Raw genomic sequence first — 17,133 nt, forward strand, 5'->3', positions numbered from 1 at the left:
GCCGTTCTATACTGGCCTGCCAAGATTCAAAGAGGCAATCATGGACAAGACCTGGGTCGTCGTGGCCGACAGCAGCCACGCGCGCATTTTCCAGCTGGGCGGCGCCCAGCAGGCGCCCGAAGAACTGTTCGACCTGGCCAACCCGCTGGGACGGGCCGACAACCGCCAGCTGGCGTCCGACGCGCACGGCCAGAATTTCGGCCCGGAAGGGCGCGGCCACACGGCGCCGCGCACGGAGGAGCCGGTGCAGCACGCGGTGCACCAGTTCGCGCGCGCCCTCGGGCGCCGGCTCGACACGGCGGCGGCGCAGCAACGCTTCCAGCGCCTGGCCCTGGTGGCCGCGCCGCGTTTCCTGGGCTTGCTGCGCGACAGCCTGGCGAAGCCGACGCGCCAGCTCATCACGGCCGAGCTGGCGAAGAACATGGCCACCGCGCCCGCGCCGGAGCTGGACGCCTGCCTGCGTGAAATAGCGCACAGATAAGCCTACTGTCCAGGCCCACACTCGCTAGCTGGACCGTTCTGGAGGAAGCCATGCCTAAGCACACCGATTCCCGTTCCACACCCGTCATCCCGCCAGCGCCTGCCGCGCAGTCGGCCCTTCTTGCCGCAGCCCTGGGGGCGGCCTTGCTGGCCGGCTGCGGCGGCGGCGGTGGCGACAGCCCGCCGGTCACACCGCCGACCACGCCGCCCACGACACCGCCCACCACCACCTTCGGCCTAGCCTTGCGCGAAGTGGCCAGCGGCCTGGAAGCGCCGCTGCTGCTGACGGCGCCGGCCAGCGACACGCGCCGCTTTATTGTCGAGCGCGCCGGCCGCGTGCGCATCCTGTCGCCGGACGGCAGCGTGCGCGCCACACCCTTCCTCGATTTGAGCGGCCTGATCAGCACAACCGGCGAAGGCGGCCTGCTGTCGCTGGCCTTCCATCCCGGCTACGCCACCAACGGGCGCTTCTACATTTATTACACCGACAAGTTCAGCAATATCGCGATCGACGAGGTGCGCGTGTCGGCCGACGCCAATGTGGCGGATGCCAATTCGCTCAAGCGCATCGTCACCATTCAGCACCCGACCTACACTAACCACTATGGCGGCTCGCTGGCCTTCGGCCCGGACGGCTACCTGTATGCCGGCACCGGCGACGGCGGCGGCGCTGGCGACCCGGACAACAATGCGCAAAACCTCGACTCCCTGCTGGGCAAGCTGCTGCGCCTGAACGTGGACAACCCGCTGCCGCCGCTCTACACGGTACCGGCCGACAACCCCTTCGCCGGCCAGGACGGCAAGCGCGGCGAGATCTGGGGCTACGGCTTGCGCAACCCCTGGCGTTTCGCCTTCGACGTGGCGGGCGGCGCGCTCTATATCGCCGACGTCGGCCAGGACCAGCGCGAGGAAGTCAATGTGGTGTCGACCACCCAGAAAGCGGCCAACTATGGCTGGGACGTCATGGAGGGCACGCGCTGCTACAACAGCGCCACCTGCAACCAGCAAGGCCTGACCCTGCCCGCCTTCGAGTACGAGCACGGCGCCGCCAATGCCAATGGCTGCTCGATCACGGGCGGCTACGTCTATCGCGGCACGGCCCTGCCGGAACTGGCCGGGCACTACCTGTACTCGGACTACTGCAAGGGCTTCCTGAAGAGTTTCCGCTATGCCAACGGCGCCGTCAGCGACGCCAAGGACTGGGCCGTCGCCAGCGTGGGCAATGTGCCGGCCTTCGGCCAGGATGCGGCGGGGGAACTGTACGTGCTGAGCGCGGCCGGCAAGGTTTACCAGATTGTGCGCAAGTAGGCTTACAATGGGGGCTTTCCACAGCCCCCGACCGCACAGCGATGGCCCGACTGAAGCTTGAGTTCCCGGAAGACCAATTCTGTTTTTCGACCCAGCTGACGGTGCGCGTGACCGACATCAACGCCGCCAACCACCTCGGCAACGATTCGATGATTTCCATGATTTCCGAAGCGCGGGCGCGCTTCCTGTTCGAGTACGGCGTGCAGGAAACCGAGGCCGACGGCACCGGCATCATCGTCACCGACCTGGCCACCACCTACCGCGCCGAAGCCCATGCGCGCGACCAGCTGCTGTTCGAAGTGGGGGTGATGGACTTCAACAAATACGGCGGCGATGTGATCTTCCGCGTCACCCGCCCGGAAGACGGCAAGCAGGTGGCCATGGCCAAGCAGGGCTTCGTTTTCTACAACTACAAGAGCAGCCAGGTGGTGCCGATGCCAGACGACTTCCGCGCCAAATTCAGCCGCGTCAACTGGATCGACTAGGCTACTTCTTGCTCAACTGGGTGGGTACCTTGAAGGTCGCCTTGAACCAGTTGTCCAGCATCGGCTTCTCATAGCGCAGCAGGTCGCCGCTGCGGTAATGGTTGATGCCGTGCAGGTAATCCATATTGTTCAGGTTGGACTCCCCGCTGGCCAGCACCTTGCCCTCCTCTTCCAGCGCATATTTCAGCTGCATGGTCGGCCAGTCGGCCCCGCCGCGCAGGATGCGGATATCGCGCAGGGTATTGCGGCGCGGCTCGACGCGGCCAGCCAGGTCGATCTCGGTCACCGTAATTTTCAGCTGCTGGTTGGCCGGCAGCTGCTTGCCCAGGTGCTCGAAATGCGCGGTCAGCTCTTTCAGCAGTTGCGCACGGTCCTGCTCCCAGAACGGCACGTCGATGAACTTGTCCGGTTCCTGGTAGCTGACCTGCACCGTGCCGGCCGACGCGGCACCGGCCGCAGCCAGCATCAGCGCTGCGGCAATCCAGAGGCGGGTTTGGCGTTTCATGATAGCGATCCTTTCATAGACAGCCTTCAATATACTCCTCCACCACGCCGGCGGTACCGATGAAACAGTTTCTAACAAAAAAAACGGGCCGGAAACGTCCGGCCCGCTGTGCCCGCCTAACGCGGCTTAGGTACCGATGCGGCCGCCGTCATCCTTGGTGATGGCGATGGTGGCCGAGCGCGGACGCTTGCCGGCGCCGTAACCGGCGTTGGCCGGCCACTGGCTGCTGTACTTGGTCGGATCGGCGACATTGGCCATGGCCGTGCCCTCGCCCGGGTGCTGGATGTTGACGAACAGGGTCTTGCCATCCGGCGACTCGGCGATGCCGGTCAGCTCGCAGTCGACCGGCCCCACCAGGAAGCGCTTCAGGGTGTCGGCAGTTGGGGTCTTGCCGACGAAGGTGTCGACATTGCCGGCCGGGTAAGCCAGGGTGACCTTCTTGCCGTCGCCCACGCTGCCCGGCACGCCGGCCAGCATCATGCAGTTGGTAGCATCGGTGTAGGCGCCGTCGTCGGTCTGGATCCAGCAGATGCCGGTGGACTTGGCGAAGGCCAGGCCGTCCGGGCTGGAGAAGTCCTGGTCAGCGGTCAGACTGGACAGGTTGACCATGCCCGGGTTGGCGTCGGACTGGGCGCCGAACAGGTAGACGTCCCAGCTGAAGGTGGCGGAAGCGTTGCCGTCCTTCTCTTTCACGCGCAGGATATGGCCGTTGACGTTGCCGGTCTGCTTGCTGCTGCCCTTCATGTCCTCGTAAGTACGCGGGTTCGGGCCGTCCGGCGCGGTGCGCGCGCTATTGTTGGTCAGGGTGAAGTAGACCTCGCCGTTGGCCGGGTTGACCGAGCACCACTCCGGGCGGTCCATCTTGGTCGCGCCCACCGCGTCGGCCGCCAGGCGGGCGTTCACCAGCACGTCGGCCTGGTCGGCAAACTTGTAGGTGGTGTAGGCGGCGATGGCGGCGTTGTTGATGCTCAGCTCGATCCAGGAACCGGTGCCGTCGGCATTGAACTTGGCCACGAACAGCTTGCCCGCGTCCAGGTATTTGTCGCCGGTGGCCAGCACGTCGGCCGGGGTGGCGTCGGCCTCGCTCCAGGTCGCGGTCGAGACGAATTTATAGATGTACTCGTTGCGCGAATCGTCGCCCATGTACACCGCCAGCGGCTGGCCGGCCACGGTCTTGCCGAAGGCCGCGCTTTCGTGGGCGTAGCGGCCCAGGGCGGTACGCTTGCGCAGGGCGCGGGTCTTGTTGTACGGGTCGGCTTCGGTGATGTAGCCCTGGCCGTTCATCTCGTTGCGGTAGTCATCGCTGCCGTCGGTCGAGGCGCCCAGCTTGGAGATGTTCCAGCGCGCGTACTTGTCGTCGGCGCCGCCGGTTTCCCAGGCGTGGCGCGACGCGGCGCCCTGGCTGCGGCCATAGCGCTTGAGCGAAGCCACGCTCTTGTCGCCGCGCGCCGCGTCGTCGGCCGCGCCGCGGGTGAAGTAGCCGCTCCAGTTCTCTTCGCCGGTGACGAAGGAGCCCCATGGGGTCTTGCCGGTGCCGCAGTTGTTCAGGGTGCCGCGCGTCTTGCTGCCGTCCGGCGAGTACTTGGTTTTCAGCAGGGCGTTGCCCTTGGCCGGGCCGTGGATGTCGCACTCGGTCAGGCAGGTCACGCGGCGGTTGTACGCCGAATCCTTGACGTACTCCCACTTGCCGCCGACCTTGCGCACTTCCACCACGGAGATGCCGTGCAGCGCGGTTTCGCGGTCCACCTCGGCCGCCGGGCGCGGCAGGGTGTTGGTGCCGCCGTTGGCGTGGATGAAGAAGGCCGAGTATTTTTCGTTGATGGTCGCTTCGTGGTTGACCGCCAGCAGGCCGCGCTCGCTGCCATTGGCCGACGGCTTGCCTGCGCTGTCCAGGCCGAAGAATTCCATGCCGTCGTGCTGGTCGCCGGCGCGGCTCTCAAAGTCGCCGTCGGTGCCGTCGTTCTTGAAGGCGGCGGTGGACGCCGTCAGCGGGTCGCCCATCGCGTAGATCACGCTCGCGGTGTAGCCGGCCGGCACGATCACCTTGTCCGCCAGGCTCTTGCCGACGGCCGCGAAGCCCAGCAGCTTCTCGGACGGGGTCGGCACGTCCGGTTTGGTGACGACCGGCGCATCATCGTTGCCGCCGCCGCAGGCGGTCAGCGTGGCCGAACCCATCATCACCGAGATGGCCGACGCCACCGAACCGCGCAACAGGTTGCGGCGGCTGATGCGCTTGTCGAGGATTTCGCTGAAGTGTTCGTTCGGGGTATCGTTGTAGCCGATGTCGTCGTGATCGATTTTGTGTTCCATGACGCTTTCCAAGGGTGGAGGGGGAGTTAAAACTGCCCGCCATTCTAGGAAGCGAAGATGACAACAATGTGACGCGGCGACAGCTTTTCGCCTCAAGCGCCGGACAGGATGCGCCGCAGCACGCCGGCGCACGCCACCGGTGCCGCCTGCAGCAGGCAGTGCGGCCCCTCGATGCGGTGGATGGTTACGCGCGCGTTGCGGCGCGCGATCGCGTCGGCGCAGGCAGGCGGCACCAGCTGGTCGCACGTCGCCTGCAGATAATGGATCGGCAGCGCTAGCGACGGTAATTGCGCGGCCACATCCACCGCCAGCAGCGCCCTCGCCCGCTGCGCCAGGACGGCCGGCGCCACCGTTGCCAAGGCCTGTGCCAGCAAGCTGCGCAAGGCTGCGATGCCGCTGCGTCCCAGCAGCAATGGCGCCGCCAGCAGGCGCGCGGCCGGCTTCAGCCAGGGGCCCCGTGCCAGCCATCCCAAACGGCGCAAGGCCGGGCGCGGGTTGCTGGCGAAGGTGCAGCACAAGACCAGGCCGACCAGGCCCGGCGGGCGCTGCGCCGCGAGGGCAATGGCAATAGGACCGGAGAAGGACTCGCCCAGCAAGACATAGGGCCGGCCGGTCGGCAAGGCCTGCCACGCAAGCTGTTCCAGTTCAGCGTATGCCAGCGGCTGGTCATGCGGATAGCGGACGCGCGTCACCTCCACCGCATCGCCCAAGGCCGCCGCCAGCGGGTCGAACAGCGTGCCCGTACCATCCATGCCCGGCAGCAGCACCAGCGCCGGCTTCACGCCAGCCATTCCATTTGCTGAACCTGGATGTGAGGATGGCTTTCCAGCGCCTCCCAGTGCGGCAGGAAGGTGAAGCCGCGTTTGCGGTAAAAGGCGCTGGCGCGCGCATTCTCCGGCGCGACATCCAGCACCACACGGCGATGGCCCTGGGCCACCGCATGTGCCAGCATGGCGTCGACCAGGGCGGCCGCCGCGCCGCTGCCGCGCTGTCCAGGCCTGACCCACATCGCGATCAGGTTGTATTCCTGCGCGGCGCTGAGCACGCCACCGACCATGCCGGACGGCGCACCTTCCGCATCGAAGGCCAGCAAGTAGCTTGCCGGGCCGCGTCCGGCGGCGCGGTCGCGCCATTGGTCATCGGTATTGGCGGCGGCGCTGGCATGGGTGACGCCGAAAGCAGTCGGCGCATCCAGCAGCGCGGCCAGGCGCAGTTCTTTGAGGAGGGGCCAGTCTTGTTCGGTGGTGTGGCGGATCAGCATGGGGTTCCGGAGCGTCGGCGGACGGCCAGTATATCAATCATGCCAGCGCCACTCATCTTCCCCGTCCGTGCGGCGTTCCTCCATAGTTTGTGTGTGCGCGCACGGCGCAGGCGCGGCGCCGGCCGGAGACTGGGCAGAAAGGAGGCTCCCCATGCCCGAAGGTCCATCCATCGCCATCCTCGCCGAATCCGTGCAAGGCTTCGCCGGCCGCACCATCGCCGCCGCCAGCGGCAACAGCAAAGCCTTGCCATACGACGAACTGCCCGGCCAGCCCATCCTCTCGCTGCGCAGCTGGGGCAAACACTTCCTGCTCGAATTGCCGCTATACACGCTGCGCATCCACTTCCTCATGTTCGGCAGCTACCGCATCGACGAACGCAAGGAAGGCGCGCGCCCGCGCCTGTCGCTGCAATTCGCAGAAGGCGGGGAACTGAACTTTTATAGCTGCTCGATCAAGCTGGTGGAAGGCGAACTGGAGCAGGCCTACGACTGGCGCGGCGACGTCATGGCGGATGCCTGGAGCCCACGCCTGGCATTAAAGAAATTGCGAGAAAACCCGGAGCGTTTTGCCTGCGACGTATTACTCGACCAAAATATTTTTGCCGGAGTTGGTAATATTATCAAAAACGAAGTATTGTTTCGTTTGCACATTCATCCTCTCTCCACGGTAATTAATTTGCCGCAAAGCAAATTACGGGACTTGGTGAAGCAAGCGCGCCAATACAGTTTTGAATTTAAAATCTGGAAACAGGCTTTGGTCCTGAAACAGCATTGGCAAGTGCATAACCGCAGTGAATGCCCGCGTTGCCACATCACGCTGCAGCGGGCCCACCTCGGCCTTACGCAGCGGCGCACCTTTTGGTGCGAACGTTGCCAGACGCGTTACGATAGTTCATTGGTGTTGTAAAGATCTAGCCAAATTAGTATTGCCTGTTGTTAATAGGAATAGGTCGGACTACAATCGGTCAGATGCGCCTAAAAATTGCGCATCGCCCAGGACTTTGTGTCACATTTGGAATTTACCAATATGTCTTTCTTGTCTTCTGCTACGCCCAAGCTCGCGCCGTGGAGAATCCTGCTGGTTGATGACGAACCTGATATTCACGACATCACCAAACTCACCCTGAGCCGCTTCCGTCTTGAAGGCCGCGGCCTGACCTTCCTGCACGCCTACAGCGGCGCCGAAGCCAAGGAAGTGCTGGCGCGCGAAAAAGACATCGCCCTGGTCTTCCTCGACGTGGTGATGGAAAAGGAAGACTCGGGCCTGGAAGTGGCGCGCTGGATGCGCCAGGACCTGGACAACCAGTTCACCCGCATCGTGCTGCGCACCGGCCAGCCCGGCCAGGCGCCGGAAGAACGCGTGATCGTCAATTACGACATCAACGACTACAAAGAAAAGACCGAGCTCGACCGCACCAAGCTGTTCACCACCACCTTCGCCGCCCTGCGCGCCTACCGCGACATCATGAAGGTGGAGGAAGCGCGCCAGCAGCAGCTGCACTACCGCGAAGGGCTGGAGCGCGTGATTGCCGCCTCCGCCCACATTTTCCAGGCGCGCAACCTAAAGGACTTCGCCAACGGCCTGCTGCAGCAAGTGGTAGCCCTGCTGCGCCTGGAGCAAAGCATGCTGGTGCGCCTGCGCGGCGCCACCGCCGTGAGCGGTGAGAGCAGGTACGAAGTGCTGGCCCAGATCGGCCAGGAGGAAGACAGCCTGCTGACGCCGGAACTGCTGGACCAGCTCAAGGACGCCGAAAGCAACCGCATCTCGCGCATGGCCGGCGACACCTTTGTCGGCTACTTCCCCAACAGCAGCGGCAAAGCCTCGCTGCTGATCCTGAAAGGCGTGGACGACATTTCCGATATCGACCAAAAGCTGCTGCAGATCTTCTGCAGCGGGGTCGCGATCGCCTTCGACAATATCCTGCTGACGCAGGAAATCACCGACACCCAGGCCGAGCTGATCATGCGCCTGGGCGACGTGGTGGAATCGCGCTCCAACGAAGCGGGCAACCACGTGCGCCGCATGGCCGAATTCTGCCACCTGCTGGCCACCGCCGCCGGCATGCCGGAGGAGGAAACCGCCGTGCTCAAGCACGCCGCCCCGATGCACGACATCGGCAAGATCGCCACGCCCGACTCGGTGCTGCTAAAACCCGGCAAGCTCGACCCGGCCGAATGGGAAATCATGAAACAGCACCCGACGGTCGGCCTGTCGATCCTGGACGGCTCGCAGCGCCCGATCCTGAAGGCGGCCGCCGTGATCGCCCACCAGCACCATGAAAAGTTTGACGGCAGCGGCTACCCGCAAGGTCTGGTCGGCCACGCCATCCACGAATACGCCCGCATTGTCGCCGTGGCCGACGTATTCGACGCCCTGATGCACAAGCGCTGCTACAAAGACGCCTGGCCCGTAGCCCAGGTGGTCGAGCACATGCGCGAAGTCGCCGGCAAGCACCTCGACCCCAAGTTCGTCGAACTGCTGATCGCCAACATGGACCAGGCCCTCGCCATCAACGAACGCTTCCCCGACTAAAACCGGTGCCAGGTCTGTCATTTGGACAGCCACCGCACACCTTTGAGAAAAATCAAAACGCGCCGATTGTGCAACATCGGCGCGTTTTCTTTTTGCGCGAACTCACGTGTATTGAGCTAGATCAAACGGACACGCTTGGTGTCCGAATGACAGACCTGGCACCGGTTTTCGCCGAGCTTCAGATTTTGCGCTGGTCGCGCGGGAAGCGCAGGTGGTAGTGCAGGCCCATGCCGGGCGAACTGACCACCTTGACCGTGCCGCCCAGGGGGCCCGTCACCAGGTTGTACAGGATGTGCGCGCCCAGGCCGCTGCCGCCGCTGCCGCGCTTGGTGGTGAAGAAGGGGTCGAATAACTGCTGCAGCGTGGTGGCGTCCATGCCGATGCCGTCGTCGCTGTAGTCGAACAGGATATGGTCGCCATCGAGCTTGCCGGTGATGCGGATCTGCCCCTGCTGCCCTTCTTCAAAACCGTGCACCAGGGAGTTCACCACCATATTCGTCACGATCTGCGATACGGCGCCGGGGAAACTCTCCAGGTGGATGTCGTTCGGGCAGTCGACCTTCACCGCGATCGGCTTGCCTTTCAGCTTGGGCTGCAGCGACAGCAGCACTTCGTCCAGGTATTTGCGCAGGTTGAAGTGGCGGATGTTGTCGGAGCTCTGGTCGACCGCCACTTGCTTGAAGCTGCGCACCAGCGCGGCGGCGCGCTGGGTGTTGGTGGTCATGATCTTGAGCGATTGGTCGACCGTGTCGAAGAACTGGTGCAGGCCGTCTTCGTCCAGCACGCCTTCGGCCATGTCGAGCTTGCACAGGCGCAGTTCTTCCACCAGGTGGCTGGTGGCGGTGACGCAGATGCCGAGCGGGGTGTTGATTTCATGCGCGACGCCGGCCACCAGGCGGCCGAGCGAGGCCAGCTTTTCTTGCCGCACCAGCTCGCCCTGCGCGGTCTGCAACTGCGTCAGGGCGGTGGCCAGGGCGCGGTTCTGCTCTTCCAGTTCGGCTTTGGCGCGGCGGATGGCCAGGTCGGCGCGGGTGCGGGCAATCGCGGCGGCGGTGTGGTTGGCAACAAAGGCCAGGATGTCGAGCTCGGCCTGGGTATACAGCACCGAGGCGTCGTAGCTTTGCACGATGATCACGCCCAGCGCTTGCTCGCCCACCAGCATGGGGACGCCGATCCAGCTGGCGATGCCCTGGTTGCCGAGCGGTTCGTTGATCTCGCCGCTGGCCATCAGGCCGGCGAAGGTGGCGCCGTCGAGCAGCATGGGGGTGCGTTTCTTGAGCACGAAGGAGCTCATGCCCAGGCCGTATTCGAAGCGTTTGACCGGCGCTTCCATGTCTTTTTCATCGACAAAGTACGGGATCGAGATTTCGTCGCTCTTGGGGTGGTACAGGCCGACCAGGAAATTGCGCGCGGTGATCAGGCTGCCGACGATGTCGTGCAGGCGGGCGTACAGCACCTTGGCATCCGATTCGGCCGAGGCGGAGGCGGACAGGCTGGCGATTTCGTACAGGGCGCGCTGCAGGCGCTCGGCCTTGCTGCGCTCGGCCACTTCGCGCTCCAGTTCGAGCGTGCGCTCGCGCACGGCGCGCTCCAGGCGGTCCATGCTTTGCAACCCTTGCAGGGCGCTGGAAACGTGGTTGGCGATCTGGGCGAACAGGGCCTGGTCTTCTTCGCTGTAGGTGTGTTCCTTGTCGTAGCTCTGGATCACCATGGCGCCCAGTGCTTCGTGGTTCTGGTCCATCAGGGGGCAGCCGATCCAGTGCTCGGCGACAGTGCCGATGCCAAACACGTCGTTCTCGTCGCGCGCGCGCTGTTCGTCGCCGGTCATCACCAGGCGTTGCTTGTTGAGCATGACCCAGGCGGTGGGCGACTGGTCGGGGCTGGCCAGCTGCAGCAGCTCGTCCTTGTAGGGGTGGTCGTCCACTTCATCCACAAAGTAGACGAAGCGCACCGCGTTGCCCGGGGCGTCGCGCTCGCTCAGGGCGACGTAAAAATTGGCGGCATACATGATGCGGCCCAGGGCCGCGTGCACGGATTGCAGGAAGACAGTGATATCGGTGCAGCTGTTCGACAGCTGCCCAATTTCCAGCAGGATTTCCTGGACGGCCTCCAGGCGGCGCAGACGGCTTTCCATCTTGTTCCCAAGGTTTACATGCGTCTGGGCAATATATCAGTTGGGGCGCGGGCAAGCCAGCGGAAAAAGCAAAGCCCGCGCGCGGCGCGGGCTCGACGTGTCAGTGCAGGGACATGGCCGGCTGCCCGGGCGGCAGGATCGGCGGGCCAAGCGGCGTGATGCGCGGGTCGATGGCCGGTTCCGGCGTCTGATATTTGAAGGGTGTGATGATAATCGGTGGAATTGTCGGGGGCGCGGAGGGCGGGCCTTTGGGGCCGCCGCCGGAGCATTCCCTTGCGCTACGTTGGCGCAGTTCGCGATCGATTTCCAGGAGCAACGATTGGCTCCCGTCTCTTACTAGCCAAGCCATATTCCCCTCCTAAACAGAGATCGGATATTCAGTATAGACAAAGGGGCAACGAATTCAAGGCAATCCTCCCGGCCTTTCCATTCATCACGCCAAAACCGCCGTTCGTCGCAATCCGATGGCCCGGCCGGGGTGCCAGGCCTACAGTGACACCATGTTCAACGCCAAGAGGCCCATCATGAAAAAGGTACTTGCCCTCACCCTGCTCCTGTTCTTCTGCGGTATGGTTGCCGCCTGGTTCGTCATCGATGCCAACGACGTGCTCATCACCGTCGGCGACGAGGATTTCGACGGGCCGCTGGGCACCGTGCTGGGCACCGTGATTGCCGGCGGCGTGTTCGCCCTGGTGGCTGTGGTGATGACCTTGGTGGCCGTCATCATGGGCTTTGTCATGGCCGGCGTCGGGGTACTGGTAGTACTGTGCCTGGCCTTCGCGGCGGTGGTGACCGTCGCCGCCGTGTCGCCGCTGTTCCTGCCGGTCTTGATCCCTTTCGCCATCTACTGGTGGATCAAGCGCCGCGATCAGCGCAAGGCCAGCGCCGCGCCTGCCCTGGAACATGCGCCTGCTTGAGCGGCCCTGCTCGGGTGCTAAAATGCAATTTTGCTAATTCGACAAAGCTGCCCATGCGCCCGACCCTGCCCCTGCTGTTGTCCCTGGCCATCGCGCTCCCGGCCCACGCTGACAAGCTGGACGACGCCATCCTGGCGGAAATGAAGCGCAGCCATATTCCCGGCGTCTCGATCGCGGTGGTCAAGGATGGCAAGATTATCCGCGAGCAGGGTTATGGCTACGCCGACCTGGAGCACCAGGTCAAGGTCACGCCGGACACCATCTTCCAGTCCGGCTCGGTCGGCAAGACCTTCACGGCGGCGCTGGTGATGCTGCTGGCGCAGGATGGCAAGTTGTCGCTGGAGGACCCGGTGTCCAAGCACCTGGCCAATACGCCGAAAGCGTGGGAAGGCATCACCATCCGCCACCTGCTGACGCATACCTCGGGCCTGGGCGACCCGTACGCGAAACTGGACCTCACGCGCAACTACAGCGATGCGGAACTGATCGCGCTGGAGGCGCAGATCCCGGTGCTGTTCGCGCCCGGCGAAAAGTGGTCGTATTCGAATATGGGCTACCACCTGCTTGGCTTCATCTGCAACAAGGCGGGCGGCAAATTCTACGGCGACCAGCTGCGCGAGCGCGTCTTTGCGCCGCTCGGCATGGGCACGCGCATCATCAGCGAAGCCGACATCATCCCGCACCGCGCGCGCGGCTATGAGCGCAAGGACGGCCAACTGGTCAACCAGTCCTGGGTGGCGCCGCGCCTGAATACCACGGCGGACGGCAGCCTGTACCTGACGGCGCGCGACCTGGCCAAGTGGGACCTGGCGCTGTATGGCGACAAGGTGCTGCCGGCCAGCGTGCGCGCGGCCAGCTGGACGCCGGCCAAACTGAACGACGGCAGCAGCACCAACTACGGCTACGGCTGGGCGCTGTTCGAGCGCAACGGCCACCGCACCATCGCCCATGGCGGTGCGTGGCAGGGCTTCCGCGCGCAGCTGTACCGCTTTGTCGACGACAAGTTGTCGGTGGTGGTGCTGGCCAATTCGGCCACGGCGCGCCCCGGCAAACTGGGCGACATCGTGGCGGCGCATTACCTGCCGGCGCTGGCGCCGCTGGCCAAGCCGGCCATCGCGGAAACCGAACCGGCGGTGGCGCAGCGCGTGCGCGCCATCTTCGCGCAGCTGGCCGGCGGCCAGCAGCCGGACGGCTTGAGCGAGAAAGTGGCGGCGCGCCTGTCGCCGGAATTCATTGCCATGGTGGCGGGCGACTTGCGCGAATGGGGCGCGCTGCAAACAGTGGAGCCGCTGGCGCGCAGCAGCGACGGTGAGCTGCGCAAATACAGCTACCGCCTGACCTTTGCCTCCGGCGTGCTGCTGGTGGACCTGGGGCTGGGCAAGGCCGACCAGGTCGACCAGCTCAGCATGCGTCCCGACTAATCAGCTTTCCACCCGGTTGCGCCCGCCGCGCTTGGCGCGGTACAGCGCGTGGTCGGCGCGCACCAGGGCCGCGTCGCTGCAGCGGTCGGCGGCTACCATGCCGGCCATGCCGATGCTGACCGTGATGGCGATGCTCCGGCCTTGCTGCTGCAGCGGCGTGTCGGCAATGCGCTGGCGCAGGCGTTCGGCAAAGGTGCGCGCCGCCTCCATGTCGGCGCCGGGCAGCAGGATGGCGAATTCCTCGCCGCCGACGCGGCCCAGCATATCGATCTTGCGCTGCGAGTCGCGCATCAAGCCGGCCAGGTGGCGCAGCACGGCGTCGCCCCAGTCGTGACCGTGGGCGTCGTTGATATCCTTGAAGTGGTCGATGTCGAGCATCAGCACGGCGGCGCGGCCGCCGACATCGCGCTGCAGGCGCGCTTGCTCGCTCTCCAGGCGCGCCATGAATTCGCGCCGGTTCGGCAGCCCGGTCAGGAAGTCGGTGGTGGCCAGCTGCACCAGTTCATCGTTCAGGCGTTTGCGTTCGGTGATATCGACCGTGGAGACGATGACGAAATCCAGCGCGTGCTCGTGGCCCGGCATGACCAGCAAGGTCAGTTCATTTTGCCGCTGCACGCCGTCCAGGCGCAGGAAGCTGCCCTCGCCCTGGAACAGGTGCTGGCCCTGCTCCAGCGCCAGCAGGGCTTGCGCGAACACCGGCAGCGCGGCCGGGGCGAAGTTCTGCGCCAGGCCGAGGCGGTCGAGCTGCTTGCTGGCCGGGTCGGCGCCCACCTGGGCCAGGGCGGCGGCATTGACGTCGGTGATGCGCACCAGGGCGGCCAGGCGCTGCAGCTGGCTGGGGTTGTTCTGCAGCCATTGGCCGCGATCCTCCACCCCCGATGCGGCCAGTTCCTGCAGGGCGCGCTGGACCGCCGACCAGTCCTGCTGCCACAGCGCCACCGGCGCGTGGTCGTACAGGCTGCGGAAGCGCGCTTCGCCCGCGCGCACGGCTTGCGCCGCGCGCGCCTGCTCGATGGCGATGCCGGCCAGGCTGGCCGCCTGGTCGATCAGGGTCATATGCGCTACGCTCGGGCGCTGCGGCTCGCGGTGGTAGATGGCGAAAGCGCCCAGCACCTTGCCGTTGGCGCCGCGCACCGGCTCCGACCAGCAGGCGCCCAGGCCGGCGCGCGCCGCCAGTTCGCGGAACGGCAGCCAGAGCGGATCGCTGCGGATGTCTTCCACGATGACGCGGCTGTTGCTGCTGACCGCCTTGCCGCAGGAACCATTGCCGTAGCCGACCGGCTGGTTGTGCAGGGCGTCGTTGAAAAAGGCCGGCAGGCTGGGCGCGGCCGCCACCAGCAGGTGCTGGCCGTCTTCATCCAGCAGCATCACCGTGCACAGCATGCCGGGGTTGGCCGCTTCCAGGCCGCGCAGCAGGCTGTCCAGCACTTGCTGCTGCGGCGCACCGGCGGCCAGCAGCTCCAGCACCTGGTGGCGCGCTTCCTCGCGCCGTTCGTTCAGGGTGCGCTCGGTGATATCGCGGAAAGACCAGATGCGGGCCGGCTCGCTGCCCAGGCGCAGCGGGCGCATGGTCAGTTCCAGCACGCGCCCGTCGCGCATCGGCAGCTGGCTGGCGCATTCGTCGTCATCCAGCTCGCGGCAGGCGGCGGCCTGCATGAAAAGCTCGGGCTGTTCCAGCTGGGCGGCCATGTGGCCGAACAGGATGGCGCCGTCGTTCTGCCAGTCCAGCTGCTCCGGCACATTCCACACCTGGCGGAAGCGGCGGTTGGAATTGAGCACCGTGCCGCGGTAGTTGTCGACCAGGATGCCGTCCACCGTGGAATCGAGGATGCTGCGCAAGACCGCCTGGCTGCCCTGGGCGTGTTCGGCCATGGCCAGCAGGGTGGCCTGTCCTTCGCGCAGTTCGTCGGCCATGCGGCCGCTGCGTTCGAGCGCGCCGCGCAGGCGCTGCCGGCTCTCGGCCAGCACGTAGGCCAGCAACGCCAGCAGGACGCTCAGCACAATGCCGCCACTGGCGATGGCGCGCGGCTGGTCGGACAGCACGCCGTCGGCCTTGGGCAGGGCGCTCACCTGCAGCGTCCAGCGCCGCCCGGCCAGGCTGAGGCGCTTGGTGGCGCGCTGCGCCGCCCGCGCCGCTGGCGCCTCCGCGCCGGCGTTGTGCGGCGTGCTGTCGAACATGCTGGTCATGCCGTTCATCTCGTCGCCATCGTAGATTTCCACGTGCAGCCCGCGCAGCGCGTCGTGGCCCAGGGCGGCCATCACATCGCCCATGCGGAACGGCGCGTAGACCCAGCCTTTGAGCGCGGCGCGCCGCTGCGCCAGCGTGGCGCGCCCCTGCCCGTTGTGGTAGATCGGCAGGGCGATAAGGAAGCCGGCCTGCACCGGGTCGGCGGTCTCCTGCTTCAGCAGCAGCTTGCCGCTCATGCTGGGCAGGCCGGAATCGCGCGCCTGCTCCAGCGCGGCGCGCCGCACCGGCTCGGACAGCGCGTCGTAGCCGAAGGCTAGCAGGTTGTTGCCGGTGAACGGCTCCAGGTAGACCACCGGGCTGTAATGGCCGCGCTGCCCGGGCGGCGTCACCTGGTAGTCGGGAAAGCCGTCGGCCCGCACCGTGGCGACGTGCGCCTCCAGCTGGGCGCCCGGCACGTAGCGCATAAAGCCCACCCCTTGCATGCCGGGGAAGTTCTGCCCCAGCTCCAGGCGCTCAATATAGGTGCGGAATTCCTCGCGCGCGACGAAATCGGAACTGGCAAACAGGCCCTGCACGCCGTACAGCACCTGCACATAGGCTTGCATGCGCACGGCGACATGGTTGACCAGCTCGCGCGCGCGGTAGTCGAAGTCGGCATGGGCGTCGCGCTCGGCGTCGCCGCGCGCGCCCCACCAGACGGTGGCAGTGGCCGTCAGGCAGACCGCCGCCACCAGCCCCGCCAGCAGGCGAGGACGGAGCAGGCGTTGCAGGAGCGGGGGGGCTGGTGGCCTTTCCATACCTGCATATTAGTTTATTTACGGCAAATTATCGACCAGCAGTCGCCTGGAACAGACGGTAGCCGCGCGCGCGCAGGTCGCAAGCCGGGCAGGTGCCGCAGCCATAGCCCCAGTCGTGCAGTGCGCCGCGCTCGCCCTTGTAGCAGGTATGGGTATCGGCGCGGATCACGTCCACCAGCCGTTGCCCGCCCAGTTGCTCGGCCAGTTGCCAGGTTTGCGCCTTGTCCAGCCACATGAGCGGGGTTTCCAGCTTGTAGCGGCTATCCATGCCCAGGTTCAGCGCCACTTGCAGCGCCTTCATGGTGTCGTCGCGGCAGTCCGGGTAGCCGGAAAAATCGGTTTCGCACATGCCGCCCACCAGCACCGTCAGGCCGCGGCGGTAGGCCACGGTGGCAGCCACGGTCATGAACAGCAGGTTGCGGCCCGGGACGAAGGTGTTGGGCAGGCCGTTCTCCTGCATCACGATCTCGATGTCCTCGGTCATCGCGGTTTGCGAAATTTGCGAGATCAGGCCGAGGTCGATCATATGGTCCTCGCCCAGGCGCGCGGCCCATTCCGGCTTCACGCCGCGCAGCTGCTCGCGCACCAGCGGGCGCTGCGCCAGCTCGATGGCGTGGCGCTGGCCGTAATCGAAGCCGATGGTTTCAACCCGCGCGTAGCGCTCCAGGGCCCATGCGAGGCAGGTTGTCGAGTCTTGTCCACCGCTGAACAGGACCAGGGCGGCGTCGTTTGTCAGCATCGCTTTACATTCCTTTGGTTTCTTCTGGTTTCTTTGAAAATCTTACGGGTACGCC

At 65.6% G+C, this 17,133-nt stretch carries 15 protein-coding genes; 7 read left to right on the forward strand and 8 right to left on the reverse strand.

Annotation, left to right across the window (positions count from 1 at the left end; genetic code table 11):
• Positions 1-40 precede the first annotated feature (40 nt).
• From GTP41_RS11300 to GTP41_RS11310, 3 genes are read left to right on the forward strand one after another with little or no spacing between them, the layout of a single operon-like run.
• Positions 41-481 (forward strand): host attachment protein, encoded by a 441-nt coding sequence (locus GTP41_RS11300; protein ID WP_161025689.1) that lies wholly within the window; start codon positions 41-43, stop codon positions 479-481.
• A 50-nt stretch (positions 482-531) separates the two neighbouring features.
• Positions 532-1,788, forward strand: a complete 1,257-nt coding sequence (locus GTP41_RS11305) for a PQQ-dependent sugar dehydrogenase (protein WP_202419701.1) — start codon at positions 532-534, stop codon at positions 1,786-1,788.
• Between the two features lie 41 nt (positions 1,789-1,829).
• Positions 1,830-2,273 carry a thioesterase family protein gene (locus GTP41_RS11310; RefSeq protein WP_161025690.1) on the forward strand — a complete coding sequence of 148 codons (444 nt, stop codon included), beginning with the start codon at positions 1,830-1,832 and terminating at the stop codon, positions 2,271-2,273.
• A 1-nt stretch (position 2,274) separates the two neighbouring features.
• Here GTP41_RS11310 and GTP41_RS11315 read toward each other — a convergent pair whose 3' ends face one another.
• From GTP41_RS11315 to GTP41_RS11330, 4 genes are all read right to left on the reverse strand, one after another.
• Positions 2,275-2,778, reverse strand: a complete 504-nt coding sequence (locus GTP41_RS11315) for a DUF3016 domain-containing protein (protein ID WP_161025691.1) — start codon at positions 2,776-2,778, stop codon at positions 2,275-2,277.
• Positions 2,779-2,904: 126 nt separating this feature from the next.
• Entirely contained in the window at positions 2,905-5,088 is a 2,184-nt protein-coding gene (locus GTP41_RS11320) for a PhoX family protein (protein ID WP_161025692.1), read from the reverse strand.
• A 92-nt stretch (positions 5,089-5,180) separates the two neighbouring features.
• The gene (locus GTP41_RS11325) at positions 5,181-5,879 is read right to left on the reverse strand and encodes an alpha/beta fold hydrolase (protein WP_161025693.1); all 699 of its coding nucleotides are present in this window, start codon (positions 5,877-5,879) and stop codon (positions 5,181-5,183) included.
• Complete coding sequence (locus GTP41_RS11330) at positions 5,867-6,349, reverse strand: GNAT family N-acetyltransferase (RefSeq protein ID WP_161025694.1); 483 nt, start codon at positions 6,347-6,349, stop codon at positions 5,867-5,869. The genes GTP41_RS11325 and GTP41_RS11330 overlap by 13 nt, the downstream gene beginning before the upstream one ends.
• A gap of 151 nt (positions 6,350-6,500) precedes the next feature.
• Between GTP41_RS11330 and GTP41_RS11335 the strand changes: the two genes are divergently transcribed.
• Positions 6,501-7,256, forward strand: a complete 756-nt coding sequence (locus tag GTP41_RS11335) for a DNA-formamidopyrimidine glycosylase family protein (protein WP_161025695.1) — start codon at positions 6,501-6,503, stop codon at positions 7,254-7,256.
• 120 nt (positions 7,257-7,376) lie between these two features.
• Positions 7,377-8,882: a DUF3369 domain-containing protein gene (locus GTP41_RS11340; RefSeq protein WP_161025696.1), complete on the forward strand. Its 1,506-nt coding sequence runs from the start codon at positions 7,377-7,379 to the stop codon at positions 8,880-8,882.
• A 178-nt stretch (positions 8,883-9,060) separates the two neighbouring features.
• On the opposite strand, the gene GTP41_RS11345 is transcribed toward GTP41_RS11340, so the two are convergent.
• Entirely contained in the window at positions 9,061-11,016 is a 1,956-nt protein-coding gene (locus GTP41_RS11345; protein ID WP_161025697.1) for a GAF domain-containing sensor histidine kinase, read from the reverse strand.
• Positions 11,017-11,116: 100 nt separating this feature from the next.
• Entirely contained in the window at positions 11,117-11,332 is a 216-nt protein-coding gene (locus tag GTP41_RS11350) for a hypothetical protein (RefSeq protein ID WP_161025698.1), read from the reverse strand.
• A gap of 208 nt (positions 11,333-11,540) precedes the next feature.
• On the opposite strand from GTP41_RS11350, the gene GTP41_RS11355 reads away from it, so the two are divergent.
• A complete protein-coding gene (locus GTP41_RS11355) occupies positions 11,541-11,933 on the forward strand; it encodes a hypothetical protein (RefSeq protein WP_161025699.1) in 393 nt (130 codons plus the stop codon).
• 53 nt (positions 11,934-11,986) lie between these two features.
• Positions 11,987-13,354: a serine hydrolase domain-containing protein gene (locus GTP41_RS11360; protein ID WP_161025700.1), complete on the forward strand. Its 1,368-nt coding sequence runs from the start codon at positions 11,987-11,989 to the stop codon at positions 13,352-13,354.
• On the opposite strand, the gene GTP41_RS11365 is transcribed toward GTP41_RS11360, so the two are convergent.
• Both GTP41_RS11365 and queC read right to left on the reverse strand, forming a co-directional pair.
• Positions 13,355-16,339: a CHASE domain-containing protein gene (locus GTP41_RS11365; RefSeq protein WP_161025701.1), complete on the reverse strand. Its 2,985-nt coding sequence runs from the start codon at positions 16,337-16,339 to the stop codon at positions 13,355-13,357.
• Positions 16,340-16,367: 28 nt separating this feature from the next.
• Positions 16,368-17,078, reverse strand: coding sequence for a 7-cyano-7-deazaguanine synthase QueC (queC, locus tag GTP41_RS11370; protein ID WP_161025702.1), 711 nt, complete (start codon positions 17,076-17,078; stop codon positions 16,368-16,370).
• Positions 17,079-17,133: the final 55 nt, after the last annotated feature.

The sequence above is a fragment of the Pseudoduganella guangdongensis genome, assembly GCF_009857475.1.
GTDB lineage: Bacteria > Pseudomonadota > Gammaproteobacteria > Burkholderiales > Burkholderiaceae_D > Rugamonas > Rugamonas guangdongensis.

Bases quoted from the DNA above. Each gene is read 5' to 3' on its own strand.
- GTP41_RS11320 (WP_161025692.1), bottom strand. From the start codon at position 5,088: ATGGAACACAAAATCGATCACGACGACATCGGCTACAACGATACCCCG.
- GTP41_RS11360 (WP_161025700.1), top strand. From the start codon at position 11,987: ATGCGCCCGACCCTGCCCCTGCTGTTGTCCCTGGCCATCGCGCTCCCG.
- GTP41_RS11325 (WP_161025693.1), bottom strand. From the start codon at position 5,879: ATGGCTGGCGTGAAGCCGGCGCTGGTGCTGCTGCCGGGCATGGATGGT.
- GTP41_RS11345 (WP_161025697.1), bottom strand. From the start codon at position 11,016: ATGGAAAGCCGTCTGCGCCGCCTGGAGGCCGTCCAGGAAATCCTGCTG.
- GTP41_RS11300 (WP_161025689.1), top strand. From the start codon at position 41: ATGGACAAGACCTGGGTCGTCGTGGCCGACAGCAGCCACGCGCGCATT.
- GTP41_RS11335 (WP_161025695.1), top strand. From the start codon at position 6,501: ATGCCCGAAGGTCCATCCATCGCCATCCTCGCCGAATCCGTGCAAGGC.
- GTP41_RS11305 (WP_202419701.1), top strand. From the start codon at position 532: ATGCCTAAGCACACCGATTCCCGTTCCACACCCGTCATCCCGCCAGCG.
- GTP41_RS11315 (WP_161025691.1), bottom strand. From the start codon at position 2,778: ATGAAACGCCAAACCCGCCTCTGGATTGCCGCAGCGCTGATGCTGGCT.
- GTP41_RS11365 (WP_161025701.1), bottom strand. From the start codon at position 16,339: ATGGAAAGGCCACCAGCCCCCCCGCTCCTGCAACGCCTGCTCCGTCCT.
- GTP41_RS11330 (WP_161025694.1), bottom strand. From the start codon at position 6,349: ATGCTGATCCGCCACACCACCGAACAAGACTGGCCCCTCCTCAAAGAA.
- GTP41_RS11355 (WP_161025699.1), top strand. From the start codon at position 11,541: ATGAAAAAGGTACTTGCCCTCACCCTGCTCCTGTTCTTCTGCGGTATG.
- GTP41_RS11340 (WP_161025696.1), top strand. From the start codon at position 7,377: ATGTCTTTCTTGTCTTCTGCTACGCCCAAGCTCGCGCCGTGGAGAATC.
- GTP41_RS11310 (WP_161025690.1), top strand. From the start codon at position 1,830: ATGGCCCGACTGAAGCTTGAGTTCCCGGAAGACCAATTCTGTTTTTCG.
- queC (WP_161025702.1), bottom strand. From the start codon at position 17,078: ATGCTGACAAACGACGCCGCCCTGGTCCTGTTCAGCGGTGGACAAGAC.